Annotated in this window: 19 protein-coding genes; 15 read left to right on the forward strand and 4 right to left on the reverse strand. The window is 71.6% G+C overall.

The genetic code is table 11. The annotated features are described in order from the left end of the window. Window positions 1-67: 67 nt before the first annotated feature. Window positions 68-748 (forward strand): alpha/beta fold hydrolase, encoded by a 681-nt coding sequence (locus tag O3X23_RS10920; RefSeq protein ID WP_269271082.1) that lies wholly within the window; start codon window positions 68-70, stop codon window positions 746-748. 92 nt (window positions 749-840) lie between these two features. On the opposite strand, the gene O3X23_RS10925 is transcribed toward O3X23_RS10920, so the two are convergent. Continuing rightward, a complete protein-coding gene (locus O3X23_RS10925; protein ID WP_269271083.1) occupies window positions 841-1,845 on the reverse strand; it encodes a glycosyl hydrolase in 1,005 nt (334 codons plus the stop codon). A gap of 648 nt (window positions 1,846-2,493) precedes the next feature. Here O3X23_RS10925 and O3X23_RS10930 point away from each other — a divergent pair. The 5 genes from O3X23_RS10930 to O3X23_RS10950 all read left to right on the forward strand — a co-directional run bounded on the left by O3X23_RS10930 (window position 2,494) and on the right by O3X23_RS10950 (window position 8,040). After that, window positions 2,494-3,474 carry a 3-oxoacyl-ACP synthase III family protein gene (locus tag O3X23_RS10930; protein ID WP_269271084.1) on the forward strand — a complete coding sequence of 327 codons (981 nt, stop codon included), beginning with the start codon at window positions 2,494-2,496 and terminating at the stop codon, window positions 3,472-3,474. A gap of 115 nt (window positions 3,475-3,589) precedes the next feature. Then, on the forward strand, window positions 3,590-4,870 hold the full coding sequence (locus O3X23_RS10935) for an aminotransferase family protein (RefSeq protein WP_269271085.1): 1,281 nt from the start codon (window positions 3,590-3,592) through the stop codon (window positions 4,868-4,870). Window positions 4,871-4,960: 90 nt separating this feature from the next. Beyond that, complete coding sequence (locus O3X23_RS10940) at window positions 4,961-6,109, forward strand: acyl-CoA dehydrogenase family protein (RefSeq protein WP_269271086.1); 1,149 nt, start codon at window positions 4,961-4,963, stop codon at window positions 6,107-6,109. Between the two features lie 56 nt (window positions 6,110-6,165). Continuing rightward, entirely contained in the window at window positions 6,166-6,621 is a 456-nt protein-coding gene (locus O3X23_RS10945) for a thioesterase family protein (RefSeq protein WP_269271087.1), read from the forward strand. A gap of 60 nt (window positions 6,622-6,681) precedes the next feature. Continuing rightward, window positions 6,682-8,040: a hypothetical protein gene (locus O3X23_RS10950; protein ID WP_269271088.1), complete on the forward strand. Its 1,359-nt coding sequence runs from the start codon at window positions 6,682-6,684 to the stop codon at window positions 8,038-8,040. 65 nt (window positions 8,041-8,105) lie between these two features. Here O3X23_RS10950 and O3X23_RS10955 read toward each other — a convergent pair whose 3' ends face one another. Next, the gene (locus tag O3X23_RS10955) at window positions 8,106-8,645 is read right to left on the reverse strand and encodes a CGNR zinc finger domain-containing protein (RefSeq protein WP_269271089.1); all 540 of its coding nucleotides are present in this window, start codon (window positions 8,643-8,645) and stop codon (window positions 8,106-8,108) included. Window positions 8,646-8,787: 142 nt separating this feature from the next. On the opposite strand from O3X23_RS10955, the gene O3X23_RS10960 reads away from it, so the two are divergent. Next, entirely contained in the window at window positions 8,788-10,101 is a 1,314-nt protein-coding gene (locus O3X23_RS10960) for an MFS transporter (RefSeq protein ID WP_269271090.1), read from the forward strand. A gap of 15 nt (window positions 10,102-10,116) precedes the next feature. On the opposite strand, the gene O3X23_RS10965 is transcribed toward O3X23_RS10960, so the two are convergent. Next, window positions 10,117-10,584, reverse strand: coding sequence for a MarR family winged helix-turn-helix transcriptional regulator (locus tag O3X23_RS10965; protein WP_269271091.1), 468 nt, complete (start codon window positions 10,582-10,584; stop codon window positions 10,117-10,119). Window positions 10,585-10,790: 206 nt separating this feature from the next. Here O3X23_RS10965 and O3X23_RS10970 point away from each other — a divergent pair, with 206 nt between their 5' ends. The 8 genes from O3X23_RS10970 to O3X23_RS11005 all read left to right on the forward strand — a co-directional run bounded on the left by O3X23_RS10970 (window position 10,791) and on the right by O3X23_RS11005 (window position 18,659). Next, a complete protein-coding gene (locus O3X23_RS10970; protein ID WP_269271092.1) occupies window positions 10,791-11,573 on the forward strand; it encodes a CoA transferase subunit A in 783 nt (260 codons plus the stop codon). Next, entirely contained in the window at window positions 11,573-12,226 is a 654-nt protein-coding gene (locus tag O3X23_RS10975; protein WP_269271093.1) for a CoA transferase subunit B, read from the forward strand. Before O3X23_RS10970 ends, O3X23_RS10975 begins: the two co-directional genes overlap by 1 nt. Next, the gene (locus tag O3X23_RS10980) at window positions 12,223-13,431 is read left to right on the forward strand and encodes a thiolase family protein (protein WP_269271094.1); all 1,209 of its coding nucleotides are present in this window, start codon (window positions 12,223-12,225) and stop codon (window positions 13,429-13,431) included. The genes O3X23_RS10975 and O3X23_RS10980 overlap by 4 nt, the downstream gene beginning before the upstream one ends. Before the next feature lie 50 nt (window positions 13,432-13,481). Next, window positions 13,482-14,252 (forward strand): protocatechuate 3,4-dioxygenase subunit beta, encoded by a 771-nt coding sequence (gene pcaH, locus O3X23_RS10985; protein WP_269271095.1) that lies wholly within the window; start codon window positions 13,482-13,484, stop codon window positions 14,250-14,252. Further along, window positions 14,249-14,821, forward strand: a complete 573-nt coding sequence (pcaG, locus tag O3X23_RS10990; protein ID WP_269271096.1) for a protocatechuate 3,4-dioxygenase subunit alpha — start codon at window positions 14,249-14,251, stop codon at window positions 14,819-14,821. The genes pcaH and pcaG overlap by 4 nt, the downstream gene beginning before the upstream one ends. Next, complete coding sequence (gene pcaB / locus O3X23_RS10995; protein WP_269271097.1) at window positions 14,818-16,197, forward strand: 3-carboxy-cis,cis-muconate cycloisomerase; 1,380 nt, start codon at window positions 14,818-14,820, stop codon at window positions 16,195-16,197. The genes pcaG and pcaB overlap by 4 nt, the downstream gene beginning before the upstream one ends. Next, window positions 16,194-17,354: a bifunctional 3-oxoadipate enol-lactonase/4-carboxymuconolactone decarboxylase PcaDC gene (gene pcaDC, locus O3X23_RS11000; protein WP_269271098.1), complete on the forward strand. Its 1,161-nt coding sequence runs from the start codon at window positions 16,194-16,196 to the stop codon at window positions 17,352-17,354. The genes pcaB and pcaDC overlap by 4 nt, the downstream gene beginning before the upstream one ends. Window positions 17,355-17,468: 114 nt before the next feature. Next, window positions 17,469-18,659, forward strand: a complete 1,191-nt coding sequence (locus O3X23_RS11005; protein ID WP_269271099.1) for a 4-hydroxybenzoate 3-monooxygenase — start codon at window positions 17,469-17,471, stop codon at window positions 18,657-18,659. Between the two features lie 82 nt (window positions 18,660-18,741). Here the strand turns inward: O3X23_RS11005 and O3X23_RS11010 are convergent, their stop codons facing one another. Further along, window positions 18,742-19,308: a TetR/AcrR family transcriptional regulator gene (locus tag O3X23_RS11010; RefSeq protein WP_269271100.1), complete on the reverse strand. Its 567-nt coding sequence runs from the start codon at window positions 19,306-19,308 to the stop codon at window positions 18,742-18,744. Window positions 19,309-19,315 lie beyond the last annotated feature (7 nt).

Here is a 19,315-nt window from a genome sequence, read left to right on the forward strand (position 1 = left end):
AACCGAACGGCAGGACCGACATGCCGCAACTGCGCCCGCAAGGTGCCCTCATCACCGGCGCGGCCTCATGAGGCTCGCGACCCGTGTCTGGGGCGACGGTCCCCGCACGGCCGTGCTGGTGCACGGCATCATGACCGACTCCCGCACCTGGAACCGGGTCGCTCCGGCCATCGCCCACCACGGCTACCGGGTCATCGCCGTCGACCTGCGCGGCCACGGCGCGAGCGACCACGCCGCCACCTACTCCCCCGCCGAGCTGGCCGCCGACCTGATCGAGACCCTGCCGCCGACCCCCGACCTGGCCATCGCCCACTCCCTGGGCTCGGCCGCGCTCCTGATCGCCGTACCCGAGCTGCGCTGCGCCCGCGCGATCCACTGCGACCCCGCGTGGCTGCGCCGGCCCCGGGACTGGGACGCACTGCGGGCCGTCAAGCAGGCCACCTGGGCCGAGCTACGTGCAGCGCAGCCCCGCTGGCACGACGACGACATCGCCACCGAGCAACAAGCCCTCGCCACCTGGGATCCGGCGTCAGTCGACGCCCTGCGGCAGCTGCCCGGCCTGCCGGACTCCCCGGCCGTGCCCTCGCTCGTCCTGCTCGCCGATCCCAGCGAACGGATTCCCCCGGCCGAGGCCTCCGCGCTGCGCGGCAGTGGCTGGCACCTGCGGACGGTGGAGGGTGCCGGGCACACCATCCACCATGACGATCCGGCGGGTTTCCTCCATGGCTTGCGCGGCTGGCTTCAGTGACCGTTCCGTTCGCTCCGGACGTCCACCCGGTGCCGGACTACCGTCGCCGCCGGTGCCGGCCACGGTAGGCCGGCACCGGCGGCGACGCCGGACTAGAAGGTGAGTTCGCCCTGGTTCAGTACGCGAGGGAGGAAGTAGGCCGTCTGGATCTCGGCGTTGGTGTTGCTCCCGCGCAACTGCTCGGACCACAGCATGAACCACGCCCACTGCGGTTGGCTTTGCAGCAGAGCGGCGGTCGGCACCTTACCCATTTCCGCGATAGCGATGGGCTTGGTTCCGGCGATGCTCCGGATCTGCTGATAGTCGGCGGCGCTGGGGTAGTTCTTGTACCAGGCATCCAGTGAGGCGACGTCGACGTACTGGCTGCCCGGATAGTAATTGCTCCAGCCGCCGGCCGGGTTGTCCTGGACGTTCCACACCCAGATCAGATTGTCGAGGCCCTTGGTTCCCGCGAGGTAGTCACGCGTGATCTGGTAAAGGCGCGCGCTCCCATTCGCTCCGGGCCGGTTTCCCCACCAGTTCCACGATTCGTTCATCTCGTGCAACGGGCGGAAGAGGACGGGAACTCCGGCGTTCTTCAACTGCTGGAGGTAGGGGACGGCTTCGTCGAGCCGCTTCTTCCACGCGGTGTTCAGCGCAGTGCCGCTGGTGACGGTCTGCGAGAACTGCGCGTCCGAGATGTGCGACTTCACGCCGCCGTCGAACGCACAGCTGCTGCCCTGGGTCGGCGGGCAGACATGCCAGGTCAGAGCGACCAGTGAGCCGTTCGCCCACTCGGTCTTCGCCTGGTCCACCACACGCTGGCGGTTGGCCACGTCCGTGGCGTTGAACATCAGGTCACCACCCCACAGGCCGGGGTACTGCCCGGTGATGTCCTTGACCTGTTGCGTGTACTGACCGGGTGAGGTGGCGGGCTCCTTGTTGTGCTGACCGGAAACGATGTGGTTTCCGGATATGGAGTGCAGATAGTTCAGCACGGTCTGCTTGGGCGTCGCGGGAAATGCCTGAGCGGATTCCGTCGCGGGTCCGGTGAATACCGCGGTCAGGACGGCCGCGGCGGTCAGGGCCGAGGCGACGCAGAACTTCACTTTTTTCATGGGCATCCCAGCTCTCACGGAGGTACGGACTTCGTGTCGCTATGACGGTGGCGGCTGTTCCGCTTCTCGTCAATGGCTACCGCCGCTTTCCGCAACCCGTCGGCAACATTATTTACTCAACTTTTCCTAAACTCCGCGCGAAGATCGACCACTTGCCCCCAATACGCCGCATAGCGTGCGGACGGCAGAATCCCTGACCTGGCGTCAAGTCAAGCCTCCGGCGCGACCCGTACTTCCGGGGCGGCGAGATTCGGCCTCGCCCCACGCGACCGCCGGCTCCTCCGCGGCCTCCGCGGGGCTGCGTCCGGAGGCTGAAATCCGCCCCCCGTCCGCCCCCGGGGCCGGACGCCCGCGCCCCCATCGCTCGCGCGCGTCCTTGCGCAGGTGAGCGTTGCCGGACTCGGCGCGGGCGGGGCGAGGAGCGAGTGCCGGCGCCGCCGGGGACCGACCGGTTACCCCGGGCACCAGGGGTCATGCAAACCGTTCATGTTCCGTTCACGAGACCGCACCGTATTCCGACACGGCTTTCCGTCACCCGTGACGAATCGACGATGTCTCAAACCCATCGTTTACCACCGTAACGAATGAGCAGGAAACAATTTAGCGACGAAATCCGACATCACTCAGCCACTCCACCAAGGAGCAAACATGGCAATCGACATTGTCTCGGTCGGCGGATACGTACCGCCAGACGTGGTGGGTAACGAAACGATCGGCAACTGGGCACACGTGAGCGAGGACTGGATAGAGTCCAGGACCGGAATAAAGGAGCGCCGATACGCTCCCGACGATATGGCGACATCCGACATGGCCATGAACGCCGCCCGCCCGCTGGTGGCCGATCCGGCGGTGAAGGAGAACGTCGGCGTGGTCGTCCTGGCCACCGCAACCCCCGACCAGCCGCAGCCCGCGACCGCGAGCTTCGTGCAGGACGGGCTGGGACTGCGGGCCGTGCCGGCGTTCGACATCAACGCGGTGTGCTCAGGCTTCCTGTACAGCCTGACGGTCGCCGAGGCGATGATGGCCACCCGGTGCGACGCGAAGTACGGACTCGTCGTCGGTGCGGACAAGTTCTCCAGCATCATGGACCGTGACGACCCCAGGACCGTCAGCCTCTTCGGCGACGGCGCCGGGGCGGTGCTGCTGGGCCACGTGCCGGACGCGTACGGGATCCAGGGAGCTGCCCTGCTGGCCGACGGCGGCGCCGCCGGCCTGGTCCGCGTCGAGGGCGGCGGCACCCGCCACCCGCTCGACAGCGACAGCCTGGACGCCGGCGAGCAGCTCTTCCGCATGGAGGGCCGGGCGGTGCGCGACTGGGGGCTGCAGTTCGTCCCCAAGGTCGTGCAGGACGCCCTGTCCCAGGCCGGCTGGTCCGCCGCCGAAGTGGACCGGGTGATCCTGCACCAGGGGAACACGCGGTTGGTGGAGGCGCTGGCGGAGGCCCTCGGCATCAGCGACGACAAAGTGGCCCTGACGGCCCCCGAGTTCGGCAACACCGCCGCCGCCTCGATCCCCCTGACGCTCTTCGAGGAGCACAACCGGCGGCCCCTGCGGCGCGGCGAGCGCGTCCTCCTGGCCTCGGTCGGCGGCGGCATGACGGCCGCGGCTCTGGCCATGACCTGGTACTGAACCGGTAAATCCCGGGACTTCCCCCGGCGCCCCCAACGCAGCGCTCCGCGCTCTTTTCCGGCCCGCATCACGATGTCCGAACCACCCGGAACAGACGAATCGAGGAATTTCTTTCATGCTCCCCATCGTGGACCACGCACAAGGTGTTTTCGTATACGACAACGAAGACCGTGAATACCTTGACGGTTGCTCAGGTGCCGTCAATGTCAATATCGGGCACGCGGTTCCAGAAATCGTCTCCCGCATGCATGAGCAGATAGACCGGATCTCTTTCGCCTACCGTACGCAGTTCCGCTCGCAGCCCCTGCTGGATCTCGCGGGCCGGCTGGCCGAACTGGCTCCCGGTGACCTGAACCAGGCGCAGTTCAGCAACTCCGGCTCCGAGGCGGTCGAGGCGGCGCTGCGCCTGGTCACCCTCGTCAACGCCCGGGCCCACCGCCCCTTCAAGTGCGTGGTGCTCTCCGAGGAGCCCAGCTACCACGGCATGACCACCGGCGCCCTGGCGGCGTCGGGGCACCCCCTGCGCCGGCAGGGGCTGCAGTCGCTGCTCGCCAACCAGGTGACCGTCGCCCGGGTCCGGTCCAGCACCGAAGGGCTGCGCGCCTCCGCCGAGGACTGGGAGGACGCCATCAACGAGATCGGCCCGGCCAACCTCGCGGCCGTGATCATCGAGCCGGTCGGCGGAGCCTCCAGCGGCGCGGTGCCCGCTCCCCTGGACGCCTTGCGACGGCTGCGGGAACTGGCCGACGAACACCGGTTCCTGCTGATCGCCGATGAGGTCATGACGGGTCTGGGCCGCACCGGCCGCTGGTTCGGCTGCGACCACGCCGGCATCGTGCCCGACCTGATGGTGCTGGGCAAGGGCCTCTCGGGCGGCTACGTGGCGATCGCCGCCCTGCTGGTGTCCGACCGGGTCGCCGCGGCGCTGGACGCTCCGGTGGGACAAATGCTGTTCGGCCACACCATGGCCGGCGCCCCACTGGCCGCCGCCACCTCGCTGGCCGTCGTCGACTACCTCGTCGAGCACGACATCCCCCGGCGGGCCGCCCGCGCCGGGGAGCACCTGCGGCCGCTGCTCGACGCCCTGTGCCGGCGCCACCCGCTCGTCACGGAGGTCCGCGGCACCGGCCTGCAGCTCGCGCTGGGCCTGCACACCGACCCCGACCGTTTCCCCGGGATCTCCCTGGACCTGACCGACGCCGCCCGCGACCAGGGGCTGCTGCTGTACCCGGCGGGCGTCACCCCGGCCACCGAATCGGTCCTGGTCACCCCGCCGTTGACGATCTCCGAGCGGGAGTCCGACGAGCTCGCGCTGCGTCTGGACCGCGCGCTCACCAGCCTGGTGCCCTCCGCGCCCGCCGGTGATGTCCGCGAACTCCTCGCCACCAGCGGCTGACGCCACCGCGACCGCGTACGAACAGCCCGTACACCCACCGCGCCGAGCCCGGCAGCCGGGCTCGGCCGACCTTGTGCAAAGGACACCGTAATGATCAGACACTTCGCCACGCCCGAACTGCGGGACACCTACCAGGAGCTCGCCGCCGTGACGGTCGCCCAACGCGCGGAGGAGTTCACCCAGAAGGGCCGGCTGGACCGTGAGTCCTGGCGTGAGATCGCCGACGCCGGCGTGTGGGGCCTGGCCGTGCCGACCGAGTGGGGCGGCTCCGGCGGCACCTGGTGGGACTTCGTGGCCGCGCCGGAGGGCATCGCCGCCGGCGGGCGTGATCTGGGCTTCTGCCTGTCGATGGTGGCGCAGGCCGGCCTGATCCGCTCGATCCTCACCTACGGCACCGACGAGCACAAGGCGGCCTGGCTGCCGCGGCTGCTCGGCGGAGACGTGGGGGCCACCGCCCTCACCGAGACCACCGGCGGCTCCGACGTCACCCGCATCCGCACCGCGGCGGTCAGCGACGGCGACCATTACGTGCTCAACGGCCACAAGGACCACATCACCAACGGTCCGGAGGCCGACGTGGCCCTGGTGCTCGGGCGGGTTCCCGAGGCCGGGCAGCAGGACATCACCCTGTTCATGATCGACATGCACGCCGACGGCGTCGTCCAGGGCCCCATCGAGGACATGATGGGCAACCGCACCAGCCCGACCGGCCCCATCGCGCTGGACGGGGTCCGCGTGGAGGCCCGCAACATCGTCGGCGGCATCGGCGGCGGCATCGACGCCGTCTACAACACCATCTCCCTGGACCGGCTGCTGTACGGGATTCTGGCGGCCGCCTACCTGGACCCGCTGCTGGACGAGGTCATGGAGTACGCCCAGCAGCGGCACGCCTTCAAGGTGCCGATCGCCGAGCACCAGTACGTCCAGGGCCGGATCACCGACGCCAAGTTCGCCATCGAGGCGACCCGCTGGGTGTCCTACGGGGCACTCGACGCTCTCGTGCAGGACTCCGACCAGGCGTCGCTGATGTGCTCGGTGGCCAAGTACCACGCCGGGGAGACGCTCAAGCTCGGCACCGAGACCGCGCTGCGGGTCTACGGGCACCTCGGGTACATGGAAGGCCGGCACAGCCAGGCGCTGCGGGACGCGCTCGGCACGCTGATCGCCGGCGGCACCGCGGAGATCCAGCGCAAGAACGTCTTCAACCAGATGCAGCGACTGGGCGCCCGGGCGGCCTGACCCGGCCCGGACCCTGCCCGAACCCTCCGTCCCGAACCACCATGACAAGGAGTGGCATGACCAGCCGACCCACCTCACCAACCGCCTCCACCGGCACCCGAACGGCGACGCCCGCCCCCGACCTGGCCTCCCTGGTGGGAACCTCCGCCACCCTCACCCACACCGTCACCGCCGAGGACTCGGCCGGCCGCTGGGGCAACGACATCGACGTCCTGGCCACCCCGGTCCTGCTCTGGCTGAGCGAGATAGCCGCCATGCGGGTCCTGGGGGACGCCGTGGCCGAACCGTGGATGACGGTCGGACTGCACCACGACACCGGGCACCTGGCCCCCACCCCCACCGGCGAGGACGTGCACATCACCGCCCGGCTGACCCAGGTCGACGGCAAGAAGCTCACCTTCGAGGTCGAGGGGCGCGACAGCCGCGCCACGGTGCTGCGCGGGACCCACCAGCGGGCCGTGATCGACCGCGGCCGCTTCCTGGCCGGTCTCGCCAACCGCCTGCCGGGCTGATCCCGGGCCCTCCTACGACTCCCGGCGACCACACGACCGCTCACTCGCGAAAGGGAACCCATGCAGCACCAACTCGTCATCGGCAACGCCACCACCGAGTACACCTACGGGCGTTCGCTGGACAGCTTCCCCACCAAGACCCTCAACACCCGGCACGCCGAGTCCGCGCGCACCGCGTGGCTCCTGCGGGACGGCGACGCCATGGTGACCGAACGGCCGCTGACGGACGGGTTCGCCGCCTACCTCGGCCGTACGCTCGGGCTGGACCTGGACTCCATCACCTTCCTCACCCACGACAAGGAAGCGTCCGGCTCCCAGTTCCTGGACGGCGCCAGCCTGCTCGAGCCCGGCCTTGTCAAGCAGCTGAGCGACGTCGTCGGCCCGGACTGGAAGGTCGTGCCGTACATCCACGACCGCACGATCGCGACCCTCGGCCGCCGGCTGGGCCTCGACGACCGCGCCAACCCGCCGTTCTTCGCCCAGGGCGGCAGCGACATCTTCAACAGCAAGGCGTTCTTCCGCGCCTGGACCAGCGGGCTGGGCGCACCCGTGGCCGCGGGCCAGGTGACCCGCAACCGGGCGGCGACGGCGCAGGCCGTGGCCGAACTGCTGCCGGTGACCGGATCGGTGATCGTCAAGCAGGACTTCAGCGCCAGCGGCTACGGCAACGTGCTGTTCACCACGGACGGCGACACGCCCGGCATCGGCGTGTCCGGCACCCACGTGGTGGATGACGGCGTCGGGGTGGACGAGTTGTTCGCCCTGCTGTCGGAGTCCTTCCCCGCCGTCGACCAGGTCCGTGACTTCCCCGACGGCCTGCGCCCGTGCGAGGCGGTGGTGGAGGTCTACTACGCCAACAGCCTGACGTTCTACAGCGAGGTGGACATCCCGGAGCCGGATGCCGAACCGACCGTCCTGAACTGGGGGCTCATGCGGATGGAGCCGACCTGGAACGGGTTCGTGATCCCCTCGCCCGACCTGTCCGGCACAGCCGAGGCCGAGATGCTCTCCTGGTCCGTGGAGATGGCGGCGTACCTGCAGCGGACCGGCTACCGGGGCCTGCTCAACTGCGACTCCATCCTCACCCCGGACGGCCGGATGCTCTTCAGCGAGGTCAACGCACGGGTCGGCGGCTGCACCCACGTCCACCACGCGGCGGCCCGGCTGCTGGGCGACGACTACCTGCGGCACTACACGCTGCGGACCCGCAACAACCTGCCCTGCGCCGACTTCACGGCGCTTGCCAAGATCATCGACGATGACGATCTGCTCGGGTCAGGACCGGCCGGAGGCTGCGGCGCGCTGCTGCTGGTGGACGACACCACGTACAACCACGTCGTGCAGTACCTGGCCTACGGGGACACCCCGCAGAAGGCCCGAGCCGCGGAGGAGCGCCTGGTCGCACTCGCGACCGGCTGAACCCCGGCCGGCCGGGGTCAGGCGCCGCGGCCCGGTGCACCGCCGCGTGTGCCGGCCGCGGGCGGTCAGGATCCGGCGGCGGCCGACCGGCGCGAGCGCATCGCCGTGACCTTGGCGATGCTGCCGCAGGCGCGTCCGGTACTGCCCGCGTACATGCTGCACCACACGCGGGAGTTGTTCCGCGACTGGTCGTAGAAGACCCAGCGGCAGTCCGGGCAGGCACGCAGCCGGCTCCAGCGCCGGTCCGTCACCAGCCAGGCGGCCAACCGCAGGATCTCCTCCACCGGGGTGTCGGCTCCGCTCAGCACGAGGGCGCCCTCCTCGATGCGGGCCGTCTGCGGGTAGCGCGACAGCCACCCGTCGAGCCGTCCCGACCCGCGCTCCTCGACGTCGGCCCGCAGGTCGTCGCGCAGCCGGGCCAACTCGGCGCCGGCCTTGCGGCCGTGCGGGGCGGAGATACGGCCGAACAGCCGCTGCCAGGACATCACGTCCGCGGTCAGGGCGGGCAGCGCGTCGGTCAGGGCCCGGGTGTCGTTGGGGATCGACAAGGTGTTGAGAAAGTGACGCAGTTCCTCGACCTCGGCGGCCACCGTAGTCGGTTTCATGTTCCAACTCTATTGTCCCGGCGCCGCGTCGGCTCCCTCCCTGCAACGGGAGGGGCCGGCGCCGCGGCCGGCCCGACCAGGAAACCACAGGTGGTCACCCGTGGAGAACACTGAGAACACAGAACGTATACCCTCTATTTCCATGACCGGTAACCTCTCCACCGGCCGCCAGACGGCCGACACAGAAGAAACCGACGAGTCGGAACGTGATGCGGCGGCCACCGGACCGCCCGCGGAGGGCAAGGGCGCCGGCTACCGCCAAGTGCTGGCCCTGCCCGCCCACTCGACCTGGTACGCCGCCGCCGCGATGGTCCGCGCACCCGTGGTGATGGCCCCGCTCGCCCTGGTCTTCGTCGGCTACAGCACCGGCTCCTTCGCCGCCGGCGGCATCCTGGCCGCCGCCCACGCCCTGGGCGAGGCCGCCGCCGCGCCGCTGATGGGCCGGTTGTTCGACACCCGCCCGTTCGTCCGCCAGTTACGGCTCAGCCTGGTCGCGGAGGCGATCGCCTTCACACTGCTGGCGGTGTTCATGACGGACGCCCCGCTCCCCGTACTGATCGCCCTGGCCGCACTGGCCGGCGGCTCGGCGGCAGGCGCCCCCGGCGGGATGCGGGCCCAACTGTCGACCACCACCCCCGCAGACCTGCGGCCTACCGCACTGAGCTTGGAGAGCTCCCTCAGCCAGACGGTGTGGGCCGTCTCCCCACCGCTGGTCTCCCTGCTCTACGTGCAACTGACCGCGCGCGGCGCCCTGCTCGCCATCGCGCTGATCGCCGTCACACCCGTGCTCTTCGCCGGCCGCATCGCCCACAGCGACCGCCACACCAGCGCGACGGCCACCGCACAGAACGCGATGCCCACCAGGCAGGTGCTGCGACTGGCCTGGCCCACCGCGCTGCTGTCCGCGTCGATCATGTTCCTCATCGGGACCGTCGACGTGCTGCTGCCGGCCCGGCTGACGGAGACCGGCAGCGGGCCGGCGCTCGCCGGACCGGTGATGACGGCCTTCGCGGTCGCCAGCGTGCTGGCCGGACTCGTCTACGGCCTGCGGCGCTGGCCAGGCACCCCGCGCGTCCAGTCGCTGGCCCTGCTGCTCGCGATGGCCGCCGCGTTCACCACCCCGGCGCTGATGACCCATCCGCTGGCGTTCGCCGCCGCGTTCGCGGTCGGCGGCCTGTTCTTCAGCCCCCTGATGGTGATCAGGAACGTCACCCTCCAGGACCGCCTGCCGCAGCGGGCGTGGGCCACCGGCTTCTCGCTCCTCTACGCCGCCGGCGGACTGGGCTACGGTGCCGCCGGGCTGATGTCGGCGGCCATGCTGCGGGTGGTCAGCGCCGGCGAGACCTTCGCGGTGTGCACGGCTGTCACCGCTGCCATCGGCCTGGCATCGCTCGTCGCGGAGCGCGGGCGCGCGGCGGCGGCGCCGGCCGACGCTGTCGAGCCGGAGCAGGCCTGACCCGTCGGGCACGGCCTACTGGGGCTGGGGCAGCGGGGACTCCGCGGGGGCGCGGAGTCCCTCCGCGGCGTCCGAGACGCGGCGGATCAGCTGCAGGAACAGGACCTGCTCCTCGGCGGACAGCGGGGCGAGGAAGACCTGGTTCATCCGGGCCGTACGCACCGTCAGCCTGCGGTGCGTACGGCTGCCCTCGTCGGTGAGTCGCAGCAGGAAGCGGCGGCCGTCCTCGGCATCGCGGACCTTGTCCAGCAGGCCGCGGGAGTTGAGCCGGCTGATGACCTCGGCGATGGTGGAGCGGTCCAGGCCGACCCGCTCGCCCACGGTCCGCTGATCGAGGCCGGGCTCGGCGGTGAGCGCGTTGAGCACACCGAACTGCGGGGAGGTGATCTCCTCGGAGACCATCGCGGTCCACAGCAGATGATGCGCCTGCTGCAGGCGCCGGGCCAGGTGCCCCGGGTGGGTGGTCAGGTCGACCGCGGCCATAGCGCTCCCTTTGCATTTCGTTGGTGCACTGAGGATAACTCGGCAAACTCCTCCCCGTCCCGCGTCTCGCCGAGGCCACTGCCTGCGTATTTTATGGTTGATATTGACGGTCGGTCCGCCGAGTGCCAGCATGGCGACGCCTGAGATAATAGTCAGTGCACTGAGCATCTGAGGGTGTGAGCCCTTGGAGACCGGAGGCTTCTCGCATGGACAAGGTGGTCGCCGGCGCCGCTGAGGCGGTGGCCGACGCCCGGGACGGGGCGACCTTCGCGGTCGGTGGCTTCGGGCTGAGCGGTGTTCCCAACGTGCTGATCGCCGCACTGCACGAGCTGGGCGTGGCGGACCTGGGCGTGGTGTCCAACAACTGCGGAGCGATGGACGCCGGGCTGGCCGTCCTGCTGTCCGCAGGGCGCATCTCCCGCGTGACCGGGTCCTACATCGGCGCCAACAAGGAGTTCGCCCGCCAGTACCTCGGCGGCGAACTGGAGGTCGAGATGATCCCCCAGGGCACGCTTGCCGAACGGCTGCGCGCCGGCGGGTGCGGGATCCCGGCCTTCTACACCCCGGCGGGGGTCGGCACCCAGGTCGCCGACGGCGGACTGCCCTGGCGCTACGACGGGAGGGGCGGCGTCGCGGTGGCGTCCCCGCCCAAGGAGGTACGTGTCTTCGACGGCACCGAGTACGTCCTGGAACACGCCATCCGTACCGACTTCGCGCTGGTGCGCGCGGCCAAGGGCGACCGGCACGGGAACCTCGTCTTCAGCAAGGCCGGCCGGAACTTCAACCCCCTGGCGGCGATGGCCGGGAAGGTGACGATCGCCGAGGTGGAGGAACTGGTGGAGGCGGGCGGGATCGACCCCGACGAAGTGCATCTGCCCGGCGTCTTCGTCCAGCGCGTGGTCGCCCTCACGCCCGAGCAGGCCGCGGACAAGAAGATCGAACGGCGCACGGTGTCCGCACCGGCGGCACGAGAGACGGGGCGCGGCTGATGGGCTGGTCACGAGAGCAGATGGCGGCGCGCGCGGCGCGTGAGCTGGTGAACGGGCAGTACGTCAATCTCGGCATCGGGCTGCCGACGCTGATCCCCAACCACCTCCCGGACGGCGTCGAGGTGGTGCTGGAATCGGAGAACGGCATCCTGGGCGTAGGGCCCTACCCGGCCGAGGACGAGGTCGACCCCGACCTGATCAACGCGGGCAAGGAGACAGTCACCGTGCTGCCCGGAGCCTCCTACTTCGACTCGGCACTGTCCTTCGGAATGATCCGCGGCGGACACATCGACGTGGCCGTGCTCGGCGCCATGCAGGTGTCCGCGCGGGGCGACCTCGCCAACTGGGCCGTCCCCGGCAAGATGATCACCGGGATCGGCGGGGCGATGGACCTGGTGCACGGGGCACGGACCGTGATCGTGGTGATGACCCACACCGCCAAGGACGGCTCCCCGAAGATCGTCCAGGAGTGTTCGCTGCCGCTGACCGGCAGGACCTGCGTCGACCGGATCATCACCGACCTCGGGGTGCTGGAAGTCACCGACGACGGACTGGAGTTGACCGAGACCGCTCCGGGCGTCCCGGTCGAGGAGATCCTGGCCAGGACCGACGCGACGCTCCGTATCGCCCTCGCTGCCGGGAGTGCCTCATGAACCGCCGCGACGTCTACATCGTGGACGCCGTCCGGACCCCGGTCGGCAGGTACAACGGCGCCCTCGCGAGCGTCCGCCCCGACGACCTGGCCGCCCACACCCTCCGCGAACTCCTCGCCCGCACACCGGAGCTGGACCCCGCCCGGATCGGCGACGTCTACTTCGGCAACGCCAACGGAGCGGGTGAGGAGAACCGCAACGTCGGCCGGATGGCCGGCCTGCTGGCGGGCCTGCCGACCTCGGTGCCCGGCGTCACCGTCAACCGGCTCTGCGCCTCGGGCCTCGAAGCGGTCATCCAGGCCGCGCGGGCCATCGCCCTCGGCGACCTGTCCATAGCCGTGGCCGGCGGCGTCGAGTCGATGACGCGCGCCCCGTACGTGCTGCCCAAGAGCGACCGGCCGTTCCCAGCGGGGCACCAGGAGCTGTACTCCACGACGCTCGGCTGGCGCATGGTCAACCCCCGGATGGAACCGCGGTGGACGGTGCCACTGGGCGAGTCGGCCGAACTGATCGCCGACCGGCACGGGATCACCCGCGAGCAGCAGGACGCCCTGGCGCTCGCGTCCCACCGCAAGGCGTCGGCCGCGTGGCGGGACGGGCTGTTCGACCCCGAGGTCGTGCCGGTTCCGGTGCCCCGGCGCAAGGGGGAGGCGATCCTCTTCGGCCGCGACGAATGCGTGCGGGACGGTGCCTCGATGGAAGCCATGGCGCAGCTGAAGCCGTCCTTCCGCGAGGACGGAGGAACGGTCACACCGGGCAACGCCTCGCCGCTCAACGACGGCGCGGCGGCCCTGCTCCTCTGTGACGAGGCCGGCCTGAAGGCCACCGGACGCGAGCCGCTGGCCCGGGTTGCCGCCACCGGCGTCGCCGCGGTCGAACCGCACTACTTCGGCCTCGGCCCCGTCGAAGCCGTCAACCGCGCCCTCGCCCGGGCCGGCAGGTCCTTCGGTGACCTGACGACGCTGGAGCTCAACGAGGCTTTCGCCGCGCAGGTGCTGGGCTGTCTCGCCGAGTGGCCCGACTTCGATCCGGCGCTCCTCAACCCGCAGGGCGGCGCCATCGCCCTCGGCCACCCGCTGGGCGCCTCCGGCGCCCGCCTGGCCGGCACCGTGGCCCATCAGCTCGCCCGACACGGCTCCGGCACGGGCGTCGCCACCTTGTGCGTCGGCGTCGGCCAGGGCCTGGCCCTCGTACTCGAACGCTGAGGCGCTTGCCCGACCGCCGCCCTCACGGACCAGACATCCCAGGACACCCCATGACTCTCTCCCAGTCCGACATCGACACCGAGATCGACGACCTGCAGACCGCCTACGACCGGGCGCTCGCGGCCGGCGCGCCAGCCCGCCACCATCCGCCGCGGGACTACGCCCCCTACCGCAGCTCCCGGCTGCGCCACCCCCAGCAGCCGCTGGTCGCGGTGGACGGCGGCGACCCCGAGACGGTCGAGCTGTCCGGTCCGGTGTTCGGCCCGACCGACATCACCGAGACCGACAACGACCTCACCGTCCAGCACCTGGGCGAGCCGCTCGGCGAGCGCATCACCGTCTCCGGGCGACTGCTCGACCGCGACCGCCGTCCGGTGCGGGGCCAGCTCATCGAGGTCTGGCAGGCCAACGCCTCCGGCCGGTACGCGCACCTGCGCGACCAGCACCCGGCACCGCTCGACCCCAACTTCACCGGCGTCGGCCGCACGCTGACGGACGACGACGGCCGGTACACGTTCACCACCATCAAGCCGGGCGCCTACCCGTGGCGCAACCACACCAACGCGTGGCGTCCCGCCCACATCCACTTCTCCGTCTTCGGCGCAGCCTTCACCCAGCGTCTGGTGACCCAGATGTACTTCCCCAACGACCCGCTGTTCCGCTACGACCCGATCCTGCGGTCCGTGACGGACGCGGCGGCCCGGGACCGCCTGGTCGCCACGTACGACCACGACCTCTCCCGGCCCGAGTTCTCGCTCGGCTACGCGTGGGACATCGTCCTGGACGGTCCCTCCGCGACCTGGATCGAAGAAGGGCGATGAGCACGATGACCGAGACGTTCGTCCCCACCCCGTCCCACACCGTCGGCCCCTTCTACGGCTACGCGCTTCCCTTCCCGGACGGCGGACAGGTCGCGCCCAGGGGCCACCCCGACACGATCGTCCTGCACGGATACGTGCTCGACGGCGCGGGCGACCCGGTTCCCGACGCGCTGCTGGAGTTCTGGCAGGCCGCCCCGGACGGTTCCCTCGCCGGCGCCCCCGGATCCCTGCGCCGCGACCCGGTGACCGGCGGCTTCCTCGGCCGCAACGGCACCAGTCTCACCGGCTTCGGCCGGGTCGCCACCGATGCCGACGGCCACTATGCCCTCTTCACCCTGCCACCGGGCAACGCGGGACCGCCCTACATCAGCGTGTGCGTCTTCGCGCGCGGCCTGCTGCACCACATGTTCACGCGCGCCTATCTCGCGGACGGCGCCGACCCGGTTCTCGACTCGGTGCCGGGACCGCGCCGGGCCACGCTGCTCGCGCGGCCCGGCGAGAACCGCACGTACCGCTTCGACATCCGCCTGCAAGGCGAGGGCGAAACGGTCTTCCTGGAGTTCCAGTGAGCTGCCCCGACATCGACCACGGCCTGCTCGCCCCCGGCCGGGCCGGCTCCCCCGCCGAGGCCTCGACCGCGGACAGCGCCTTCCTGCGGGCGCTGCTCGACGCCGAGGCGGCGCTGGCCCGCGCCCAGGCGGCCGTCGGCCACGCGCCCGTCGAGGCCGCCCGCGCGATCACGGCCGCAGCCGGCTCGGCCCGCTTCGACATCGGCGCCATCGCCCACCGCGCACGAGCCGGCGGGAACCCCGTCATCCCTCTGGTCGCGGACCTGACGGCGGCGGTTCCCGAGGAGTTCGGCCCGTATGTGCACCGGGGCGCGACCAGCCAGGACATCATGGACACCGCCACCATGCTCGTCGCGGCCCGCACCCTGGACCTGATCCTGGTCGACCTGCACCGCACCGAGCGGGCGCTGTCCGCCCTGGCCGCGCACCACCGGAACACGGTCATGCCCGGCCGTACCCTGACCCAGCACGCCGTACCGACGACGTTCGGCCTCAAGGCGGCGGGCTGGCGCTCCCTGGTCCTCGACGCCCGGGACCGGCTGCGCACGGTCCGCGCCTCGCTTCCCGCGCAACTCGGCGGCGCCGCGGGCACCTTGGCGGCCTTCGACAGCTACGCGGGCCGGCACGACCCCGGCACGGCCGTACAGCTCACCGCCGCCTACGCCCGCGAGACGGGCCTCGCGGTACCGGCTCTGCCCTGGCACACGCTGCGCACACCCGTCGCCGACCTCGCCGCGGCCCTCGCGTTCACCGCGGGCGCCCTCGGCAAGACCGCGGCCGACGTCCTCACCCTGTCCCGCACCGAGATCGCCGAAGTCGCCGAAGGAGACGGCGGTACGGAGTCCTCCGGGGGCTCGTCCGCCATGCCCCACAAGCGGAACCCCGTGCGCGCCACCCTCGTCGCCGCGGCCGCGCGCCGCGCCCCGGGCCTCGCCGTCACCCTGTTCGCTGCGATGGTCGCCGAGGACGAGCGCCCCGCCGGCGCCTGGCACGCCGAGTGGGAGCCGCTGCGGGATCTGCTGCGCCTGACGGGCGGCGCCGCCCGCGACGCCGCCGAGCTGGCCGAAGGCCTGCGGGTACACGCCGCGACCATGCGCGCCCACCTCCACCTCACCCACGGGCTGATCGTCTCCGAGCGGCTGGTCGCCGTGCTGACCCCGATCCTGGGCCGCGCCCGGGCCACCGCCCTCCTCACGGATCTCGCGCGGCGCACGTACAGCGAGGGCAGGACGCTGGCCGCGCTCCTCGCCGAGCAGCCCGAACTCGCCGGCGCCGGGCTCGACGGCACCGCTCTCGACCTCGCCGGCCTCACCGACCCCGCCGCGTACACCGGCGCCGCCGGCACCCTCACCGACCGCGCCCTGGAGCGACGTTGACCAGCCGACAGAACACCGCACCGGCCGGCAGCCGGCACCAGGGACTGCACCACCGCGCCGAAGGGCCGGCCACCGCCCCCGCGCTGCTCCTCGGACCGTCGCTCGGCACTTCCACCGCCCTGTGGGACGCCGTCGCCCCCGAACTGTCCGCCACACACCGGGTCGTGCGCTGGGACCTGCCCGGCCACGGCGGCTCCCCCGCGGACCTCATCGGCCCGGGCGCGACCGTCGGCGAACTGGCCGACCTGGTGCTCTCCCTCGCCGACGCGCTCGGCATCGACCGGTTCGCGTACGCCGGGGTCTCGCTCGGCGGGGCTGTCGGCCTGCACCTGGCCGTCCACCACCCCCAGCGGGTGCGGAGCCTCGCGGTCATCTGCTCGTCCGCGCACTTCGGCGGCTCCGCGCCGTGGGAGGAGCGCGCCGCACGGGTCCGCCGGGAGGGGCTGTCCGCCCTGGCCGACACCGCGGACTCCCGCTGGTTCACGCCCGGCTTCACCGTGCCGCGCCTGGTGGCCGATCACCGCGGCTGCGACCCGGCCGCGTACGCGGCGTGCTGCGACGCGCTGGCCGCGTTCGACCTCCGCGACGCCCTGTCCTCCGTCACCGCTCCCACCCTGGCCGTCGCGGGCCGCGAGGACCCCGCGACACCGCCCGCGCACCTGCGGGAGATCGCGGACGCGGTGCCCGGCGCCTGGCTCACCGAGATCCCCCACGCCTCCCACCTCGCCCCGGCCGAGCGGCCCGAGGCGGTGCTGGCCGCGCTGCGCAGCCACTTCACGGGTGGTGCGAGGAGCGGGATGGCGGTACGCCGCCAGGTGCTCGGTGACGCGCACGTGGACCGGGCGCAGGAGCGTCAGAGCGACTTCACCGCGCCGTTCCAGGACTTCATCTCCCGTTACGCGTGGGGCGAGATCTGGACCGACGACACGCTCTCCCGCCGCGAGCGCAGCATGGTCACCTTGACGGCGCTCAGCGCCCACGGCCACTACGACGAACTGGCCCTGCACGTCCGGGCGGCGCGGCGCAACGGTCTGACCCCCCAGGAGATCGGCGCGGTGCTGCTGCAGACCGCGGTCTACTGTGGCGTCCCGGCGGCCAACTCCGCGTTCGCCGTGGCCCAGCGCGTGCTGGCGGAGGAGGAACCGACCGGCCACTGAGCGCGGGCCGATGCGCGCCGAAGGCCGGCCGTGCCGGGGGCGCCGGCCGAATCCACTTCACCCCACGAACAGCGGCTCGGTCCCCCGGGCCCGTTTCCGCGACGAGGAGAACTGATGCACACGACCGTCGGCATCATCGGCGGCGGCCCCTCCGGCCTGCTGCTCGCCCGCCTGCTGCACCGCGCCGGCATCGACAGCGTGGTGCTGGAGCGCCGCGACCGCGCCTTCGTCGAGCAGCGGCAGCGCGCCGGCATCCTGGAGCAGGCCACCGTGGACGTGCTGCGCGAGGCGGGCGCGGGCGCACGGCTGGACCGCGAGGCACTGGTCCACGACGGCATCGAGCTGCGCTTCGACGGCCGCAGCCACCGCGTCGACTTCCCCTCCCTCACCGGCGGCCGCCGGGTGGTGGTCTACGCCCAGACCGAGGTGGTGAAGGACCTGATCGCCCTGCAACTCGACGAGGGCGGACCGCTGCTCTTCGACGCCGAGGTCCTTGCGGTGGAGGGCGCCGACACCGACCGGCCGCTCATCCGCTACGCCCACCAGGGTCACGAACAGACCCTGAGCTGCGACTACGTGGTCGGCTGCGACGGCTTCCACGGCGTGGCACGGGGAGCCGTCCCGGACGGTGTGAGCACCACGTTCGAGCGCACGTATCCGTACTCCTGGCTCGGCATCCTCGCCGATGCCGCGCCGGTGTACGACGAGCTGATCTACGCCCACTCCGAGCGCGGCTTCGCCCTGGCCAGCATGCGCTCCCCGTCGGTGAGCCGGCTGTATCTGCAGGTGCCGAACGGAACCGACCCCGCCGACTGGCCGGACGAGCGGATCTGGGACGAGCTGGACGCCCGCTTCGCCCTGCGCGCGGAGCCCGGAAGGCTGCTGGAGCGCGGCCGCGTCACGCAGAAGTCGGTTCTGCCGATGCGCAGTTCGGTCACCGAGCCGATGCGCTACGGCCGGGTCTTCCTCGCCGGGGACGCCGCACACATCGTGCCGCCCACCGGCGCCAAGGGCCTGAACCTCGCCGCCGCCGATGTCGTGGTCCTGGCGCGTGCCTTCGCGCACCTCGACAGGACCGGCTCGGCGGAGTTGCTCGACACGTACTCCGACACCTGTCTGCGCCGGGTGTGGCGGGCCGAGCACTTCTCGTACTTCATGACCACCACCCTGCACACCGACCCGGAGCAGTCCCCCTTCGACACCCGGCTGCAGTTGTCCCAGCTGGAGCGGATCGCGACCTCGCCCCACGCCGCCGCCGAACTGGCCGAGAACTACACGGGGCTGCCGCTCGCGCCGACCGCCTGACGACGCAGCACCGGGACCGGCCCACGGGGGGCGGTCCCGGTGCTGTCGTGTCCGCGGGCCGTGCGCGTGGTACCCCGCCGTTTCAGCCGTCGACGAGAGCGTCGACGACGGCCCGGGCGACGCGGCCGGCCCGCTCCGCCGTCCAGTAGGCGGGCTCCTCCACGGTGGAGACGAAGTACCCGCGGGTCAGCAGGGAGAGCACGTCTGCCGCGAGCTCGGCGTCGGGCACCCCGGCGGCCAGGGACGCGTCGAAGAACTCCTGCCGCGACTCGCGCGGCTCACGATGGTCGACTCCCCCGGGGTCGGTGTGCGCCGAGGAGAGCATCTCGACCCACAGCGTGCGCAGCAGCAGGTCCTCGGGGTCCGTGCTCAGGTGCCACTCGACCGTCGCCCGCAGGCGCTCCTTGCCGTCGAGTTCCCCCACATGCGCGTCCAGGTCGGCCCGCCAGCGGGACTCCGCCGCGCGGACGGCGTTGGTGATCAGGGCGATCCGGGTGGGCACGTAGTTGGTGATCATCGCCGTGGAGCCGCCCAGCTCCTTGGCCACGGCGCGAATGGTGATCGATCGCGCCCCGTCGCGTGCGGCGACCGCCAGGGTGGCCTGGGCGATTTCCTTGCGGCGCTGGACTTCGTCGACGTCGATCGGCATGAAGGCA

The organism is Streptomyces sp. H39-S7 (assembly GCF_027158205.1).
Classification (GTDB): Bacteria; Actinomycetota; Actinomycetes; order Streptomycetales; family Streptomycetaceae; genus Actinacidiphila.